The organism is Caldicellulosiruptor naganoensis (assembly GCF_026914285.1).
GTDB lineage: Bacteria > Bacillota > Thermoanaerobacteria > Caldicellulosiruptorales > Caldicellulosiruptoraceae > Caldicellulosiruptor > Caldicellulosiruptor naganoensis.
The window spans coordinates 2,232,501-2,249,432 of sequence record NZ_CP113864.1; the positions used below are offsets into that span (position 1 = coordinate 2,232,501).

At 35.3% G+C, this 16,932-nt stretch carries 15 protein-coding genes and 2 pseudogenes (1 of these 17 cut by a window edge); 4 read left to right on the plus strand and 13 right to left on the minus strand.

Annotated elements, in window-relative coordinates; all coding sequences use genetic code 11:
- Positions 1–284: the 5' portion of a sporulation protein YunB gene (locus OTJ99_RS11110; RefSeq protein ID WP_235374953.1), read on the minus strand. It extends 43 nt beyond the left edge of the window; the window shows 284 of its 327 coding nt (coding positions 1–284); its start codon is at positions 282–284; its stop codon lies beyond the left edge, outside the window.
- 357 nt (positions 285–641) lie between these two features.
- Here OTJ99_RS11110 and OTJ99_RS11115 point away from each other — a divergent pair.
- Positions 642–2,357, plus strand: a pseudogene (locus tag OTJ99_RS11115) (IS1182 family transposase).
- Positions 2,358–2,428: 71 nt separating this feature from the next.
- Here OTJ99_RS11115 and OTJ99_RS11120 read toward each other — a convergent pair.
- The 6 genes and pseudogenes from OTJ99_RS11120 to yajC form a co-directional block, all read right to left on the minus strand.
- Complete coding sequence (locus OTJ99_RS11120; protein WP_269015361.1) at positions 2,429–2,740, minus strand: hypothetical protein; 312 nt, start codon at positions 2,738–2,740, stop codon at positions 2,429–2,431.
- Positions 2,653–3,204, minus strand: a complete 552-nt coding sequence (locus tag OTJ99_RS11125; RefSeq protein WP_235374950.1) for a sugar phosphate nucleotidyltransferase — start codon at positions 3,202–3,204, stop codon at positions 2,653–2,655. Before OTJ99_RS11125 ends, OTJ99_RS11120 begins: the two co-directional genes overlap by 88 nt.
- A gap of 286 nt (positions 3,205–3,490) precedes the next feature.
- Entirely contained in the window at positions 3,491–4,546 is a 1,056-nt protein-coding gene (locus OTJ99_RS11130) for a V-type ATP synthase subunit I domain-containing protein (protein ID WP_235374949.1), read from the minus strand.
- Between the two features lie 230 nt (positions 4,547–4,776).
- Positions 4,777–6,494, minus strand: a pseudogene (locus OTJ99_RS13100) (phosphoenolpyruvate carboxykinase (GTP)).
- Between the two features lie 211 nt (positions 6,495–6,705).
- Positions 6,706–7,545: a 16S rRNA (adenine(1518)-N(6)/adenine(1519)-N(6))-dimethyltransferase RsmA gene (gene rsmA, locus OTJ99_RS11160; RefSeq protein ID WP_045166189.1), complete on the minus strand. Its 840-nt coding sequence runs from the start codon at positions 7,543–7,545 to the stop codon at positions 6,706–6,708.
- Positions 7,546–7,646: 101 nt separating this feature from the next.
- Positions 7,647–8,018, minus strand: coding sequence for a preprotein translocase subunit YajC (yajC, locus tag OTJ99_RS11165; RefSeq protein WP_045166188.1), 372 nt, complete (start codon positions 8,016–8,018; stop codon positions 7,647–7,649).
- Positions 8,019–8,144: 126 nt separating this feature from the next.
- Between yajC and OTJ99_RS11170 the strand changes: the two genes are divergently transcribed.
- Positions 8,145–9,140: a radical SAM protein gene (locus OTJ99_RS11170; protein WP_045166187.1), complete on the plus strand. Its 996-nt coding sequence runs from the start codon at positions 8,145–8,147 to the stop codon at positions 9,138–9,140.
- Here the strand turns inward: OTJ99_RS11170 and OTJ99_RS11175 are convergent.
- The 3 genes from OTJ99_RS11175 to OTJ99_RS11185 are packed head-to-tail and all read right to left on the minus strand — an operon-like array spanning position 9,125 to position 11,953.
- A complete protein-coding gene (locus OTJ99_RS11175) occupies positions 9,125–10,564 on the minus strand; it encodes a glycosyltransferase family 39 protein (protein WP_045166186.1) in 1,440 nt (479 codons plus the stop codon). The two genes, OTJ99_RS11170 and OTJ99_RS11175, sit on opposite strands and share 16 nt — an antisense overlap.
- 17 nt (positions 10,565–10,581) lie before the next feature.
- Positions 10,582–11,013, minus strand: a complete 432-nt coding sequence (locus OTJ99_RS11180) for a GtrA family protein (RefSeq protein WP_045166185.1) — start codon at positions 11,011–11,013, stop codon at positions 10,582–10,584.
- Positions 11,006–11,953, minus strand: a complete 948-nt coding sequence (locus OTJ99_RS11185; protein ID WP_045166408.1) for a glycosyltransferase family 2 protein — start codon at positions 11,951–11,953, stop codon at positions 11,006–11,008. Before OTJ99_RS11185 ends, OTJ99_RS11180 begins: the two co-directional genes overlap by 8 nt.
- Positions 11,954–12,158: 205 nt before the next feature.
- On the opposite strand from OTJ99_RS11185, the gene OTJ99_RS11190 reads away from it, so the two are divergent.
- Both OTJ99_RS11190 and OTJ99_RS11195 read left to right on the plus strand, forming a co-directional pair.
- Positions 12,159–13,145 carry a glycosyltransferase family 39 protein gene (locus OTJ99_RS11190; RefSeq protein WP_235374948.1) on the plus strand — a complete coding sequence of 329 codons (987 nt, stop codon included), beginning with the start codon at positions 12,159–12,161 and terminating at the stop codon, positions 13,143–13,145.
- Positions 13,146–13,148: 3 nt separating this feature from the next.
- Positions 13,149–13,700 carry a hypothetical protein gene (locus OTJ99_RS11195; RefSeq protein WP_235374939.1) on the plus strand — a complete coding sequence of 184 codons (552 nt, stop codon included), beginning with the start codon at positions 13,149–13,151 and terminating at the stop codon, positions 13,698–13,700.
- 3 nt (positions 13,701–13,703) lie between these two features.
- On the opposite strand, the gene tgt is transcribed toward OTJ99_RS11195, so the two are convergent.
- Genes tgt through thiC form a run of 3 tightly spaced genes read right to left on the minus strand, consistent with a single transcriptional unit; the run spans position 13,704 to position 16,930 of the window.
- Positions 13,704–14,777 carry a tRNA guanosine(34) transglycosylase Tgt gene (tgt, locus tag OTJ99_RS11200; RefSeq protein ID WP_039764827.1) on the minus strand — a complete coding sequence of 358 codons (1,074 nt, stop codon included), beginning with the start codon at positions 14,775–14,777 and terminating at the stop codon, positions 13,704–13,706.
- Between the two features lie 51 nt (positions 14,778–14,828).
- Positions 14,829–15,608: a bifunctional hydroxymethylpyrimidine kinase/phosphomethylpyrimidine kinase gene (gene thiD / locus OTJ99_RS11205; protein ID WP_045166184.1), complete on the minus strand. Its 780-nt coding sequence runs from the start codon at positions 15,606–15,608 to the stop codon at positions 14,829–14,831.
- 56 nt (positions 15,609–15,664) lie between these two features.
- Entirely contained in the window at positions 15,665–16,930 is a 1,266-nt protein-coding gene (thiC, locus tag OTJ99_RS11210) for a phosphomethylpyrimidine synthase ThiC (RefSeq protein WP_045166183.1), read from the minus strand.
- Positions 16,931–16,932: the final 2 nt, after the last annotated feature.

The window sequence follows — 16,932 nt, forward strand, 5'->3', positions numbered from 1 at the left end:
TTTTCAGCAATTAAAATGCGCTGTGGTATTTTGAATGACCTTTTCTTTTTTAAAAATAGCATGTGCCCTTCAAAGTTTAAATTTAAGTATATCCTATGAACTGTTTGGTTTATTCCGGCTGATTTAAATTCTGATTGCCAATCATATGAAACTGCTGATATATACAACACATGGCCTTTCAAGGAAGGACCGAACTGATTAAAGAAGATGGTCTTGAAAATGTAGCCTAATTTAAATTCCACTACAACAGGAGTATTCTTGCTTATTTTTTGATTTATCAGCAAAATCCAGCTTGATATAACCTTATTTGAATAAATGGTGTCAATCTTGATAAAGGATGTACCTTTGTTTTTTTTTCAAACTTCACAATATCATCATATTCAACCCGTTGATGCTGTAAAACTTGCAAAACTGAATAATTTGTTATCTCTGTTATTTTCTGTTTTACTCTATCTTCAAATGCATCTATTAACATATTTTCGATCCAATTTGAAATTATAATAGCAAAAATTATCAAAATTGAGATCAAAAAAGAGGCTGTCTAAAAAGATGAGGTGACAGCCTCTTTATTTTTACTGTATTTACATTGTAAGATATTTATGATATAATATCTCAGAAATGATTACATAAGGAGGATTAATATGCCACGCAAACATGATAAAATAGTCTTCAAAGAATATAACCCCAACCAATTAATAATGCCAATCGACCCTGAAGCCTTTATCCCTCAAACTCATCTAGTAAGAGCAATCGATAAAATCATTGATAAAATAGATATCTCAACCATAGTAGAGAAATACAAAGGTGGTGGGACTTCCAGCTACCATCCTTTGATGCTTTTGAAAGTACTTATCTATGCTTACATACAGGGGATATACTCTTCAAGAAAGATAGCAAAAGCACTTCAAGAGAATATAACCTTTATGTGGCTTTCAAAACTTCAAACCCCTGATTTCAGAACTATCAATAGATTCAGAAAAGAGATAATAGGTGATTGCATTGAAGAGATTTTCGCACAAGTTATTGAACTTCTTGTAAAACTGGGGTATGTAAACTTTGAGTATTACTACCTTGACGGGACAAAGATTGAAGCAAATGCGAACAAGTATACATTTGTATGGGCAAGAAGTACAAGAACATACAAAAAGAAATTAAGAGAAAAAGTAAGAGAAATTCTTAATGAAATAGAGAGGATAAATGAGGAAGAAGACAGAATTCTTGGCGAGTTGGATGTCAATTTAGAAGCTGATTATGATAGCCAAGAGCTTGAACAAAAAGTTGAAGAACTCTCCCAAAAGATAGCAGAAGCTAACTTTGGGAGCAAAAGGAAAGAAAGGAGAGTGAAAAAGCTTGTAAAAACTCTCCAAAACAACTGCGTATTAAGACTCAAGAAATATGAGTCTTATGAGCAGATCTTAAATGGCAGGAATAGTTTTTCAAAAACAGACAATGATGCCACATTTATGAGGATGAAGGATGACCATATGAAAAATGGGATGCTAAAACCCGGGTATAATGTACAAATCGGCACACAGAACCGATTTGTCATAGGTTTTAGCATCCACCAAAGTCCCACAGACACTGTCTGTCTAAAGGAACACCTTGAGCTTGTGACGAAGATAACAGGTTTCATGCCAAAGAACATTGTAGCAGACAGTGGCTATGGGTCTGAAGAAAACTACCTTCATCTGAAAGAATGTGGCATAAATAGCTACATTAAGTATAACACATTTGACTTGGAACAGACAAGAAGATTTAAGAAGGATATTTTCAATGTAAGGAACTGGGAGTACATAGCTGAAGAAGATGCATATATTTGTCCTGCTGGTAAGAAGGTGAAATACTTATATCCGAAGATAAGTGCAAATGAGAGAGGATTTGTAAGTTATGAGAAGGTATATCAATGTGAAGATATTTGTAATGGTTGTGAACACAGAGAAAAATGTTATAAAGGTAAGAGATGGAAGAAGAGATTTAGTATAAGACCGAGGTTAGAGAAATTGAAGGAAGAGGTGAGGCAAAGGCTGTTAAGTAGAGAAGGCGAAGAGATTTACGAAAAAAGGAAGATAGAAGTTGAGACAGTATTTGGGATAATAAAGAACAATAAAGGGTTTAGGAGATTCCTGCTCAGGGGTATGAAGGGTGTGAAGCTAAAGTAGAGTTTGGTTTGTATTGCCTATAACATAGAAAGATTGGCGAAGATAATAATAGGGGGTTGGGGCAAAATTGCCAGCCAACCCTCTTGCTTTTTACTGCATAGTTCAATATTAACATTAAATACCATCAAATGCTTGATTTTGGTTATTAAAAATTATTGTTTTTGGACAGCCTCGTCTGCGCTTTTTGTAGCCATATAACCTCATCTTGAAAAAGCCTCTTTTTTTCTATATTAAGTTTATGCACCTTTGCTTTGTCTGATTACCATAGTTTACAAGAATCTTTTGTACTTTTCATTCAAGGCTATCCCTTGAATTATATCCTTGATTTCTTTTTCTTTGGATTTATGACATATCAAGATTGCATCTTCAACTGACACTAAGATAATGTCTTTAAGACCAAGTGCCATTACAAATTTGTCAGAAAATATTATGCAATTTCTTGATTCATTTACAATAGCTTCTGCCTTTATGACATTGTCGTTCTCATCTTTTCTTAAAATCCTTTCAAAAGCGCTCCAAGTTCCAACATCGTCCCATTCAAACTCAGAAAGACACACAACAAGCTTTCTTGTCTTTTCCATAATTGCCTTGTCAACAGAATTTTTTCAAGAAATCTGTAAGCTTTTCTCAGTTCATCTATATAGTTGTCGCCAGCAACAGCTGAAAATATCCTCATGAAAACTTCATAGTAATGTGGCATATATCTTTTTAGTTCTTTTAGAAAACTTGAGACCTTGAAAACATAGATTCCACTATTCCAAAGATACCCTGATTTTACCAAATACATTGCTTTTTTACTATCCGGCTTTTCCACAAATCTTTCTGCAAAAAATACATCTTCTCCTATCTTTTCTCCTCTTTTTATATATCCATAGTTTGTCTCTGGCCTTGTAGGAGTGATGCCAAAACATACAATGTGGCCTTTTTTAGCAAGTTCATATCCTTTTTTAATTGCAGCCTCAAACTTTTCTAAATTGGATATAAAATGGTCTGAAGGAAATACGCCCAATACGCTTTCAGGGTCTTTTTTTAAGAATGTGGACACATACTAAAGCAATGCAAGCAAGAGTTTCTTTTTGTTCTGGTTCAAATATCAAATTTTCATCTTTTACATGTGGCAGTAAAAGCTTCAGATGACTTCTATAGTTTATATGGGTGACTATGAAAATTCTCTCTGGCGGGATGATCTTTTTTACTCTGTCGTACGTCATTTCTAAAAAACTTTTGTCACCAAACAATTTAAAAATTGTTTTGGAAAAGATTTTCTGCTTTTTGACCAAAGTCTGAGCCCACTACCTCCAGACAATATACAAGCATACTCCATAACCTTTTTATTCTTCCTTTTCTATGAGCTCTAAGGTCATCTTAAAGTAACCTTCCTTGCCCTCTATGACCTTTCCATCTTTTGTGACAAACTCAGAAAATCCAAACGCCTTTGCCTTCTTTTCCGCATCCTCCGAATACTCACCTGGCACCAAAATTTCTATTCTGTCTTTTTTCTTCTTCGACCGCTTATATCCAATTACCAAATACCCTTGATCTGAGACAAGTTTGAATACAAATGGATTGGAAATTACATATAAAAACGGATGTAGATTTGAAAGTCTAAGGATATTCTTTTTGTCAACTTTTACCCATTTTACTTTGTCATCAGAGAAAGGTTCAAATTTTTCACAAGCTTCTTTTAAATCTTCAAATATTCTCTTCCATACTCTCTTTTCGCCAAATTTTAAAATACAATAGTTTTTCTCAAGATCAGGAAGGGTATCTTCCATTTTGTCTACTTCTTCAATGCCGCCTTCTTTTTCTCTTTCGTTTTCTATCTTCTTAATCTCTTTTTCATTGTCTTCAAATATCTCTGGAAGGCTTTTTCTTTCTTCTGGAATGCATTCTAAATTTAAATTGTTACTGACTGAAAGAGTCCTCTCATCTGCTTCAATTTTCAAATCCTCCAAATGAGTATTTCCAGCATCAAGTATAGCCTTCTCTTTTTCGCACTCAGAATTGGTATTTAAATTGTCCTCTGGTGTATGTTCTTTGAAGTTCAGACCTTCAGCTGCGAAGTCTTGGCCTGATGACAGCTTGTCAATTTCACTTTTTTCGTCTTTTTTGCCTTCTTTTCTCTTGCCTTCATCAATCTTCTGCAAAACATCCTTTTCCATTGTATAAAGGTCATTTTCCTCAATACTTCCAATCAGAAGAATTTTTCTCTTGCCTTTTTTCTCCTTTGCCACTGCAAAGCCTACTATTTCTTTCAGCTGATAACCTGAACCAAACAAATTAAATCTGCTTGTTGAAAGGAGCTGGAAAATTACACCTTTTTGCGGTTTTTGAAGGTGGCACAAGAACACAGGGAAAAACCTATCAGACCTTTTTACAACGCCCATCAAAACTATTCTTTCCTCTGTCTCTTCAATTCCTTGCAGAACAACCTCTAAATCTACAGTATCTACAATCGCTTGAATCTTGACATACCCGAAAGGAATCTATCCTTTTTCCTCAATTCCTTTTAATATCACAACAACTCTTGTAAATGCTGAGTTTGTTAGCAAAACAAAAGACCTCCTTCATACCCTTTGTATCAGTATATGAAGGAAGTCTTGAGTTTGGTGATTGTTTACCTTGAAAGCCTTTGTTTTAGTTTTTCGTTCTCTTCAATGAGCTCACGTGGGAGTCTTTCTCCAAACTGGCTTAAAAACTGTCTTGCATCTTCTGCTTCCTTGAGCCACAGGTCTTTATCTATCTCAAGAAGCTTTTCTACAGTTTCTTTGTCTATATCAAGACCTTCTAAGTAAAGGTCATCAACATATGGAACATAACCAATCGGTGTCTCTTTTGCTGGGACTTTCCCCTCACATCTTTCGATTATCCACTTGAGCACTCTCAAGTTCTCACCAAACCCAGGCCAGATGAACTTGCCATTTTCGTCTTGTCTAAACCAGTTCACATGGAAAGTCTTTGGAGGGTTTGGAATCTTCTTACCCATCTCAAGCCAGTGCGCAAAATAGTCTGCCATGTTATAGCCACAGAACGGAAGCATTGCCATCGGGTCGCGACGAACTACACCAACCTTGCCCATTGCAGCAGCAGTTGTTTCAGATGCCATTGTAGCACCGATATATACACCATGCTGCCAGTCAAATGCCTCATAAACAAGTGGTGCAACCTTTGCACGTCTGCCACCAAATATTATTGCCGAAATGGGTACGCCCTTTGGATTTTCCCACTCCTTTGAAATTGATGGACACTGGCTGGCAGGTGCTGTAAATCTTGCGTTCGGGTGCGCACCCTTTTCACTGCTGTCTTTTGTCTATGGTCTTCCAAGCCAGTCAATACCTCGCTCTGGCGGCTCTCCATCCATGCCTTCCCACCAAACTGTTCCATCTTCTTTTAAAAGAACATTTTGTATATATAGTATTTCTCTTTATTGTCTCCATTGCATTCGGATTTGTCTTGTAGCTTGTGCCAAGAGCAACTCCAAAAAACCCTGCTTCAGGGTTGATAACCCGAAGCCTTCCATCCTCGCCTATTCTCATCCATGCAATGTCATCGCCAACAGTCCAAACTTTATATCCAAGCTTCTTGAGCGGCTCTGATGGAATTAGCATAGCAAGGTTTGTCTTTCCACACGCGCTTGGGAACGCACCTGCGATGTATGTTACCTTACCGTTTGGGTCTTCAATTCCGACAATCAGCATGTGTTCTGCTATCCAGCCTTCTTTTTCCCCAAGTAGCTTGCAATTCTGAGTGCAAAACATTTTTTAGAAAGGATGACATTACCACCATATCCTGAGTTTACGCTCATGATGGTGTTGTCCTGTGGAAAGTGACAAATGTATCTTTTCTATGGATCAAGTGTTGCTTTTGAGTGAAGTCCTTTTACAAAGTCAGGAGAAGAGCCAAGATGTCTTAGCGCAACATCGCCAATTCTTGCTATAATTCTTAAATTTAGTACAACATAGATGCTGTCTGTAAGCTAGATTCCCACTTTTGAATATGGTGAGTTAGCAGGTCCCATCAAATATGGAACAACATACATTGTTCGACCTTTCATGGAACCGTCAAAAAGTGAGTAGAGCATCTTGTAAGCCTCATTTGGGTCCATCCAGTTGTTTGTTTGACCTGCCTCTTCTTTTGTTGGAGTGCAGATAAATGTCCTGTCTTCAACCCTTGCAACATCGCTCGGATGTGTTCTGTAAGATAACACCCTGGAAGCTTTTCCTGGTTGAGCTCCATCAGCTCCCCCGTCTGAAGAGCTTCTTTAATGAGCTTCTCTTTTTCCTCTTCAGATCCATCTATCCAGACAATCTTGTCTGGCTTTGTAATCCTTGCCATCTCGTCAATCCATTGATACACGGATGGATGTAAGTTCACCTCTACCACCTTTTCTCCACCACCTTGCAAGTTTTATTCTGTACAATTGCAATTTGTGTTATATTATACCTTAACTTAACTGAAAATGTCAAAATAAAAAATTAAGGCGATGTGTAAAAATGAAATTGTACATATCAATTGTTGCAAAGCCCTTTTTACTTGACTTAGAATTTTAAATTATATTTTTAAGTTCTTTGTAAAGTCTTACAAAATGGTCCAAACTCAAATCCTCTGCCCTCAAATTTTCCTGCAAAAAAGCCTTTTCTAATACGTGCTTTAGTTCTGCTTTTTCAATCCCAAGAGAATTTGAAAGAGAGTTCAAAATGGTCTTTCTTCGTGTAGAAAAACAGGCGTGAACTATCTTGAAAAACTTTTTCTCATCAACATCCGGAATATCTTCTTTGAAGGTTACCTTTAAAACAGTTGAGTCAACCTCAGGGCGTGGATAGAAGACGTTTTTGCTAACATGAAAATAGTCTTCTACTTTGCAATAAAAGTTCATCGCAACTGTCAAAATACCATAGTCTTTTGAACCCGGTTTTGCTAAAAGTCTCTGTGCAACTTCCTTCTGAACCATAATTGTAAATGACTCTATATAATTTCTTTCCTCAAATAACTTGAACAGAATCTGTGAAGTTACATAATACGGTAGATTGCCAACAACACAGAGTTTTTGAGTACTTGTTAAATTTTTAACATTAAGTTTAAGAAAATCTTGGTTTATTATTTCTACATTTGAGAGATTCTGGCAAACCTCTTTTAAGACATTCAAAATCTTTTTGTCAATCTCAACAGCGAAGACTTTTTTAGCTTTTTGAGAAAGAAATGTGGTCAAAGTGCCGGGGCCAGCCCCAATCTCCAAAACCTCTTTTTGATCAACCTCTGCAAGATTTATTATCTTTCTTACAATGTTTTCATCAATCAAAAAGTTTTGACCAAGTTTTTTATTTGGCTTAAGACTATATTTTTCAAGAAGTGAAAGAAGCTCAGAAATTGTAATGGTACTCTCCACTCCTTCTCCAAAAAATAAATCCTTTATCTAAAAATAAATGGCTCTGAAGCCAACACTCTTCAGAACCATTCTTCTTTTAGCTTATGGTATTTTTTTGCTCTTTAATCTCTTGGCTCAGCCTTCTTCAAAACTTCCTTTACAGCCCATTTATAAACCTTTAGCTTTACCCTATCAGCCCCTACCTCAATTGTCAGAATGTCATCTTTGATATTCACAATCTTTCCAACAATCCCACCGTTTGTTACTATCTCATCACCAACAATGAGTGAATTTATCATGTCTCTGAATTGTTTTTCTCTTCTTCGCTGCGGAAGGATTATAAAGATATAAAAGATAGCAAACATCAAAATCAACGGAAGAATAAGCTGGGTAAAGACTATCACCCAAGTCGCCCCTGCTGGCGCCTGATTCGATGAGTTTTGAGCGTTGTTCGTCGCAAAAGCTACTTCAAACAAAAGATTAAACAGTTTCATAAAGTTCTTTTGCCTCCTATTTATCAATTTGATTTTTTAATCTAAAACTAACATAATAATATTATAATAGTTTTCAAAAAAAAGACAAGCACTTTTGAAAAGCATAAGGAGGGGAAGGTATAAGTTATGCCAGCTTCAAATAACAGTCTCAAAATTGACAGACTTATCTCTGGTGGGGTTATAACAAACTACTACTGCTCATCAAGGTGCAGGCATTGTCTTTACAACAGCTCACCTTCATGGAAAAAAGAGTATATAACTCCGCAGATGGCAGACAAGGTCTTTAAGACTTTAAAAAAGTTTGGAGTTTACTCTGTTCATATAGGCGGTGGTGAGCCTTTTTTGAATTTTGAAGGTCTTAAAAAGGTTGTAGAGAAGGCAAATGAAAATAGGGTGTACATAGAGTACATTGAGACAAACGCATCATGGGTGGAAAATGAAAAAGAGGCAAAGCAAAAGCTAAAAGATCTAAAAAGCCTTGGAATAGAAACTATTTTGGTATCAATCAGTCCATTTCACAACGAATACATTCCACTCAAAAAAGTGTTAAAGCTAATAAACCTTTTAAAAGAAGTTGGGATTGAAATCTTTCCTTGGGTAGAAGGATTTTTGCCTGAGATAAAGAGATTTGATATTGAAAAAACACATCCCTTTTCAGAATACATAGATACCTTTGGAGAAAACTATGTAAAATCGCTACCTTTGCGCTATTACCTTACATTAAATGGAAGGGCAATAAAAACCTTTGAAGAGTTCTTCCCAAAAAAGAGTGTTGATGAAATAATAGAAAAGTCTTCTGCCTGCCATGAACTAAATAGCAAAACACATTTTCACATGGACCTATTTGGAAATTTTATTCCAAATCCATGTGTGGGATTTAAAATTTCTATTGATGACTTGGGAAAAGATCTTGATAGCAAAAAGTACTTTTTTGTAAATATGCTCTACACAAAAGGTGTTCATGAGCTCTTCAGGTTTGCCCAAGAAAACTTTGGATACAAGCCTCAAAAGAGCTACCTTCACAAGTGCAGCCTGTGCTTTGATATAAGAAGGTTTTTGGTATTAGAGAAAAACGTAGAGGCATTTGACCTTGGGCCAAGAGAGTTTTATGAACAGTATTGAAATCTTTTTAATTTCTCTCTCAGCCACTTTATTCCTTGGCCGCTTAACAAAAAGAGTGTAAAAATTGCAGGGTAATGATAACGAGGTTGAACTTCTAAAAATATGTGTAATACAACATAGCCAAGGAATATAAGATTTAACAAAAGAAAAATTTCTTTGTTGGCATTTTTTTTAGATGAAAGAATTCCTAAAATGATGTAAATCAAAATTACATAGTAATATAGCTGAGAGAACATATAGAAAATGGTTGGATGATTCTTTACAAGATTTACAAAATGTGTGGTTTTGTAAACCTTAAAAGTACTCCAAAAATACCCAAAGCTATCATCGCCCCAGATAATGGCGTGTTTGCGAGGAAGAATAGCAAGAAATTTTTTTGTTTCTTTTTTAAGTCTCTCTAACCCTATTTTCATAGCCTCACCGTGCATCCTTTGAAAATCATAAGCATATTTTTTAACAAACAAAGAATGTTTAGGATTGTTCATACCATATGTTGTATAGTCTGTGCCAATCATGAGATTAAGTCCCATTGAGGTTTTCCACACTGGAATGCCTGTGAGACAAAAAATTAAATATCCTACTGTATAGAATGTAACAACGTATGAAATTATACTTAAGACAGCACTTTTTAAGATTTTAAAATCTTTACAAAGAGCTTTTAGTGCAAACAAGAAAACCATCGCAATTATGATCACAACAGCAACAGGTCTTATATGATTTGAAATTGCCACAAGGACTCCTGCAAATATGCCAAAAATAGCTTTTTTCTCTTTTATTGCCCTTATCAAAAAATACAGCCCCAGCACTAAAAACACAATAAACGGGTGTTCAGACGCCAAAACTGAATTATACATTATCTGCGATGGCCAGAAGGCATACAAAACTGCTGAATATGTGGCTGCTTCTTTGCCAAAAAGATAGTCAACAGTAAAATATATGATAAGTCCTAAAATTACTGAAAGAAACACATTGAAAAATTTTCCTACAATTATGCTGCTTCCAAAAATCTTGAAAACAAGTGCCAAAATTAATGAATATCCAAATCTGAACCTAAAGAGTGTAAAAGTCATGTCATACCCTTTTAAAAAACCTTGAGAAGCTTTTTGAGCATAGGAATAAAAACATAAATAGTCCGAAACTGGCTTTGTTGGCATCAAAAAAATCCATATAAGTCTTGGAGCTGCTATAACAAGAATTAACAAGAGTATAGCGAGTTTTTTGTTTGCCAGTTTTTGAAATATAAAAAGCCAAATATTAAAGATTAAAAAAGCTGACAAAAGAAGAATAACCATCACAACAAAACTTATTTTCTTATGTGTAAGAGCAACTATCCGAAACTGAAATGACAAAACAATGGCTAATCCTAAAAGCACTACAACAATGTATCTAAAAAATGTGTCAAGTCTTCCTACTGTATTTTGCATTCACATACCCCGCCCTTTCAAAATTTGTTAAATACCCAATACTTATACGATAAATAGTTTATCATCTGAGCGCAAAGAGTTGCAAGAATTTTGGCGATTAAAATTGAATTTGATAGGTAGGTTTTTGAAAGTTTTAAGACAACAATTGAAGATCCTAATGAAACAAGGTTTGTAATCACGAATTTTAACAGCTTTGTAATTATTACTTTGCCGGTGGTTTTGTCTTCGAATGTCCACTTTTTGTTCATTATAAAGCTATTTATCATGCCGCTTGTGTATCCAAAAACCTGACTGAGTGAGTAACTGATATGAAAGACAGAATAAAAAAGAAAAAATACTGCAAAGTCAACTGCTGTATTTATAACCCCAACTATCGAAAATTTCACAAGCTGGACTATTTGCTTTTTGTACAAATTTATCTTTTCTACAAAATAGCTAAAATTATTCATCCCCTGCTATCTCCTCAATGAAGTATAAAGGTCTTCTTTTGACCTCTTTATAAATTTTGCCAATATACTCACCAATGAGCCCTAAGGCAACAAGCTGAAGCCCGCCTATAAACCAGATTGAAATTGTAAGCGAAGTCCAGCCTGTGACAGCTTGTCCTCTTATCTTTTGAACTATTGCATATATCAAGATTGCAATGCTGAGTAAAAACATTATAAAACCCGCAGAGGTTATATATTTTATTGGCTTTACAGAAAATGAGGTTATTCCTTCAAAGGCAAAAGAAAGCATCTTTTTGAGTGGATATTTTGTCTTACCTGCAATCCTTTCTTGTCTTTCATAATACACAATTGTTGATTTGAGCCCAATCAGGGGAATTATTCCTCTCAAAAACAAATTTCTCTCTTCAAACTGCATCAAAAACTCCAAGGCTTTTTTACTCAAAAGCCTGTAATCTGCATGGTTATACACAATTTCAACTCCAAATGCCCGCATCAGCTTATAAAAACTCTGTGCTGTAAACCTCTTGAAAAATGTATCAGTTTTTCTGCTGCTTCGAACACCATACACAACATCATAGCCTTCTTCAAACTTTTTGATAAACTCGTCAATCACGTTTATATCATCCTGCAAATCAGCATCCAATGTAATTACACAGTCACAAAACTTCAGAGCATAGTTCATTCCAGCCATCAAAGCGTTCTGGTGTCCGCAGTTTCTTGAAAGTTTTACACCAACAAACCTTTTGTCTTTGGCTGCTTCTTTTACAAGCTGCCAGGTATTATCCTTGCTTCCATCATCTACAAACACAATCTTGCTCTCGTTTGATATGAGTCCCTTCTTCAAAAGGCTATCGAACTTTTGTGACATCTTCTCAATTGTGTAAGGAAGCATCTCTTCTTCGTTGTAGCATGGGATTACAAAGTATACTTTTGGAGGCATGGTATTTATCCTTTCTTCGCAAATTTTTAAAAAATTATATCTCACCTTTTTAGCATCTTCAACTTTTATCTATTCAAATAAAGAAAGCAATTTTTTAATATACAATTAGATAGTATTGAGAAATTTTGTATAGTATAGTATTTGTGATAAAATTTTCAAGGTTTCTTCAAAACTCTATCTTTTAAAGGGAGTGAAAATCTATAATATGCAATTTAGGTTATTAGAAAAAATTGAAAAATATTTTGTCATTTCTATATATTCTTTAACAGCAGCTTTTGTAATTTTTGTTTTTATAAAAATTTTCATTAATGGAAATTTAGATTATATTCTACCAGATCGATTTCCTAAAATTTTGTCAAGATTTTTTTTGTTTATTGTTATTTTTGTAATCAGTTTTATTTTTATCTTCTTGCTCAACAATCTAAAATCAATTATACATAACAAAAGTTTTATTGTTATTGCATTTTTAGTTATTCCATTACTGATGTCTGTTATGTTAATCATTATAACAAAGGTTGAACCAAAATCTGACTTCCTTACTTATTATCTAATTGCAAGAAATTTATCTTTAAATAAAATTTTTATTCCAAATTACATTGCAATGTTTCCTCATACTATTTCATTCCCATTTTTTTTGTCACTTGTGTTTCGTATTTTTGGTTCTTCAGTTATTATAGCTCAACTAACAGGTTCTGTCCTTTCTGCTCTTTCAGTAATTTTAATATATGTAATTGGCAAAGAAATTGGTAATAGAGAGTTAGGTTTTTTTGCAGCTTTGCTGTGGGCTTTAATGCCATCACGAATATTATATTCTCTTTTAATTTGTACTGAAAATTTATTCAATGTTGTAGCTCTTGTAATAACATTTTTATTTATTAAGACTTTAAAAACCACAAATGCTAATAAGAGAGTTTTGTACATATTGTTAATAGGTATTTTTTCAGCTTGGCTAAGCAGTATAAGACCAAATGAAATTATAATATTAATTGCTATAATATTGTACTTTTTATTTTTTGCTAAAATAAACTTGACTTCTCCTAATATGTTGAAAATTTTTACACAAAATATATTTCCTATTAAACTTTTTTTAACTTTAATAACAATAATAATATACCTTTTAACTACATTTGTAATAAATTATACAATTGAATCTAAAATAAGGCAAAAGATTGCCTCCCCCCGTATAGGGTAGAATATGTATGTTGGATTGAACACAAATTATCATGGCCAATGGAATAAAAACGATTCTCAGCTTTTTGAAAAATTAATAAAAGAAAAAGGACCTACTCAAGCACAAAAAATATTCTTAGAACTTTCTCTTAAACGTTTAAATGCAATAATAAAAGAAAAAAAAGTTATAAGTTTTTCTCTTGACAAAATTATAACCATGTGGCATGCTGACCATGAAGCCTATGATTATGCCGCAGAAGCTCAATCAAAAAATTTGACTGCAAAAATCAAACTTAGAAAAGATAATAAAATTCCAAAATTGATAATGAATGCTTACTATCTGGCAATTTTGTTGCCTTCTCTTATTGCGTTATTCCTCAATAGTAAAAATAATGATTTTACAAATCCACTTCCTCTTATAGGATGTTTTATTATTTTAGGCACTATATTATTACACATACCTTTTGAAGTAGCTTTAAGATATAAAAATCATTCTTTGATATGGTTTTGTTTTATTGCAGCTCAAGGTATAATTAATGGAGGTTCATTAATAACAAAAATTCTTTCGAAAAATTGAGCTTTATATCCTATCCTCTTCAATATCCTTTCTCAGCTTTTCCATGAACCTCAGCAAAAATCTTACATTGTGGATAGAAAGCAAAATTGCACCGAGGATTTCTTCAGCTTTAATCAAGTGCCTCAAGTAAGCGCGGGTAAAGTTCTGGCATGTGTAGCAGTCACAGTCCTCTTCAATGGGTCTGAAGTCCTTTGCATACTGAGCATTTTTTATAATCATCCTGCCCTCTTTTGTGAAAACTGTTCCATTTCGAGCAGTTCGCGTTGCAAATACACAGTCGAACATGTCAACACCGCGAATGACAGATTCATACAAGCAGTCTGGTGTTCCAACACCCATGAGGTATCGTGGCCTGTCCTCTGGCAAAAGCGGGTGAAGTACCTCTATCATCTCATACATGAGCTCTTTTGGCTCGCCCACAGAAAGCCCGCCTATCGCATAGCCTGGAAGGTCTTCTTCAACTGTGCGCTTTGCACTCTCTATCCTCAAGTCCTTGTAAGTTGAGCCTTGCACTATCCCAAACAGAGCCTGATTTTCTGTGTTTTTATGATGAGCTTTGCATCTTTTGAGCCATCTTGCTGTTCTCTCTAAAGCCCACTTTGCATACTCATGGTCACAAGGGTATGGTACACACTCATCAAATGCCATTATTATATCTGAACCAAGGATGTTCTGAATCTCAATTACCTTTTCAGGTGTGAAAAAGTGCCGAGAACCATCTATGTGTGACCTGAACTCAACGCCATCGTCTGTAATTGTTCTTAGCTTGCTGAGTGAAAACACCTGAAACCCGCCACTGTCGGTTAAAATTGGTTTTTGCCAGTTCATGAACTTGTGAAGCCCGCCTGCTTCTTTTATGACATCTATTCCAGGTCGAAGATACAAATGGTACGTGTTTGCCAGAATTATCTGAGTTCCCATCTCATACAGGTCCCTGTGCATAATTGCCTTGACTGTTGCTTGAGTTCCGACTGGCATAAAAACCGGTGTTTCAATAACTCCATGTGGTGTGTAGAGCCTTCCTCGTCTTGCATTGGATTTTTTGCTCTTCTTTATCAGCTCAAACTTTATTGCCACCTTGCCCTGCCCCTTCCCATTAATATCTTCAGCTAATTTTTCTGTGTATTCTTAAGGATTTAAAACAAGTCTTCCCTTTCCTATCTTTATTGAATTGTGTATCAAGTTTGAAACAAAATCCTTTGTTTGTTTTAACGTATCATACATATTATATCCCTTTGCAAGGAAAGTAGCAAACGCAGATGAAAAGGCACAGCCAGTGCCGTGAATGTTGTCTGTTGAGCCCTTCTTTTTAGCAGAAACTCTATAAATTTCAGTTTGTGTTATCAAAACATCCTCTGCAAGATATCCATCAACATGCCCACCTTTTAAAACGCATGACTTTATACCCATCTTATTCATTTTTTGTTGAATAGAATTTAAAATATCTTCTCCAAAATTTTCAATTTTCATATCAAAAATGACTTCTGCCTCGGTTTTGTTTGGTGTGATAACGCTACAAACTTTTAAAAATTCACTTTTCAAAAACTCGACAAACCTATCTTCCCCAAACTCAAAACCGCTTGTTGATTTCAAAACTGGGTCACACACAATGTTTTTGAGATTATACCTTCTTATATTCCTCAGCACAACCTTTGCTATTTCTTCACTTCCCAGAAGTCCAATCTTGACGCTATCTGGCTCTATATCCTCAATAATCCTTTGAAGCTGATACTCAAAAAAATCAGGGTCTATGGTTTTTGCATCATAGACCCTTTCTGTAGTTTGAACTGTCAAGCAGGTTATTACAGAGGCTGCAAACTCGCCAAGCGCTCTTACAACCTTTGTGTCAAGTACAATGCCAGCTCCACAAGAAGGATCAAATCCAGCAATTATAAGAACTTTTCTCACTTTTTTCATCTCCTGTTAAAATGTATTGAATCCATCAAACTATCTTTTTATGATGTCTATAACACTGCCTCATCCCTTGAATTTTTTACAGCACACAGCCTTCCACACATAGAGCATGTATCGGAAGGGTATGTGCTTCTGTACTCTTTTGCCTTTTGCGGGTCAATCGAAAGGCTTATCATCTTCTCCCAGTCAAGGTCACGTCTTGCAATTGACATCTCAATGTCTTTTTCAAGTGGCTTTTTAAAGCCTTTTGCAATATTAGCACTGTGCGCTGCAATCTTGAACGCAATAATTCCTTCTTTGACATCATCTGCCGATGGAAGTCGCAGGTGTTCAGCAGGTGTTACATAGCACAGAAAATCTGCTCCATTTAAAGCTGCAATGAGCGCACCCATCGCACCTGAGATATGGTCGTACCCTGCTGCAATGTCTGTTGTAAGAGGACCTAAGACATAAAACGGTGCACCGTGGCAAAGCCTTTTTTGAATTACCATATTTGCTGCAATCTCGTTTGCTCTCATGTGCCCTGGCCCTTCTATCATCACCTGCACATCTTCTTTCCAGGCCATTTTTGCAAGCTCTCCAAGGTTTATAAGTTCTTCTATCTGCAGCGCATCTGTTGCATCAGCCACCGCACCTGGTCTTAGACTATCGCCAAGGCTGATTGTAACATCATGTTTTTTGCATATCTTCAAAATCTCATCAAAATGCTCATACAAAGGATTCTCTTTTCCGTTTGCCATCATCCATTTATAAAGAAGTGCTCCGCCTCTTGAGACAATCTTGAGCAGACGATCATTTTTTTCAAACCTCTCCAAAGTCCTTCTTGTAATTCCTGCATGTATTGTGAAAAAGTCAACTCCTTCTTCTGCCTGCCTTTCAATCTCTTCTATAAACTCTTTGCTGTCAACCTTTGTAATGTCATCATGCCTTGATGCAACCTGGTAAACTGGAACTGTTCCTACTATAAAGTCATAGTTTTGAAGAATGTATTTTCTGAAGTTTGAAGCGTCAAGCCCGCTTGACAAATCCATCACAGATTCAACATCAAATTTTTTTGCAATATCAAGCTTTTGAACCTCTATATCAAAATTCGGACATGCTTCAGACACGCCAATATTTACATTGATTTTTACATATGTTCCATCTCCAATTGCAAAATATTTGTCTCTTTTCCTGTTCTTGTTTGCAGGAATGACAATTTTGCCCTCTGCAACCTTTTGCAAGAATTCTTCTTTATCTATCTCTTCATTCTGGATTGCAAGTTCCATCTCGCGTGTAAATATTCCTTCTTTTGCATATGTCATCTGGGTTTTCATCA

Bases quoted from the DNA above. Each gene is read 5' to 3' on its own strand.
- yajC (WP_045166188.1), bottom strand. From the start codon at position 8,018: ATGAAACTGTTTAATCTTTTGTTTGAAGTAGCTTTTGCGACGAACAAC.
- OTJ99_RS11170 (WP_045166187.1), top strand. From the start codon at position 8,145: ATGCCAGCTTCAAATAACAGTCTCAAAATTGACAGACTTATCTCTGGT.
- OTJ99_RS11195 (WP_235374939.1), top strand. From the start codon at position 13,149: ATGTATGTTGGATTGAACACAAATTATCATGGCCAATGGAATAAAAAC.
- OTJ99_RS11120 (WP_269015361.1), bottom strand. From the start codon at position 2,740: ATGGAAAAGACAAGAAAGCTTGTTGTGTGTCTTTCTGAGTTTGAATGG.
- OTJ99_RS11130 (WP_235374949.1), bottom strand. From the start codon at position 4,546: ATGGGCGTTGTAAAAAGGTCTGATAGGTTTTTCCCTGTGTTCTTGTGC.
- thiC (WP_045166183.1), bottom strand. From the start codon at position 16,930: ATGAAAACCCAGATGACATATGCAAAAGAAGGAATATTTACACGCGAG.
- OTJ99_RS11175 (WP_045166186.1), bottom strand. From the start codon at position 10,564: ATGCAAAATACAGTAGGAAGACTTGACACATTTTTTAGATACATTGTT.
- OTJ99_RS11180 (WP_045166185.1), bottom strand. From the start codon at position 11,013: ATGAATAATTTTAGCTATTTTGTAGAAAAGATAAATTTGTACAAAAAG.
- OTJ99_RS11190 (WP_235374948.1), top strand. From the start codon at position 12,159: ATGCAATTTAGGTTATTAGAAAAAATTGAAAAATATTTTGTCATTTCT.
- OTJ99_RS11185 (WP_045166408.1), bottom strand. From the start codon at position 11,953: ATGCCTCCAAAAGTATACTTTGTAATCCCATGCTACAACGAAGAAGAG.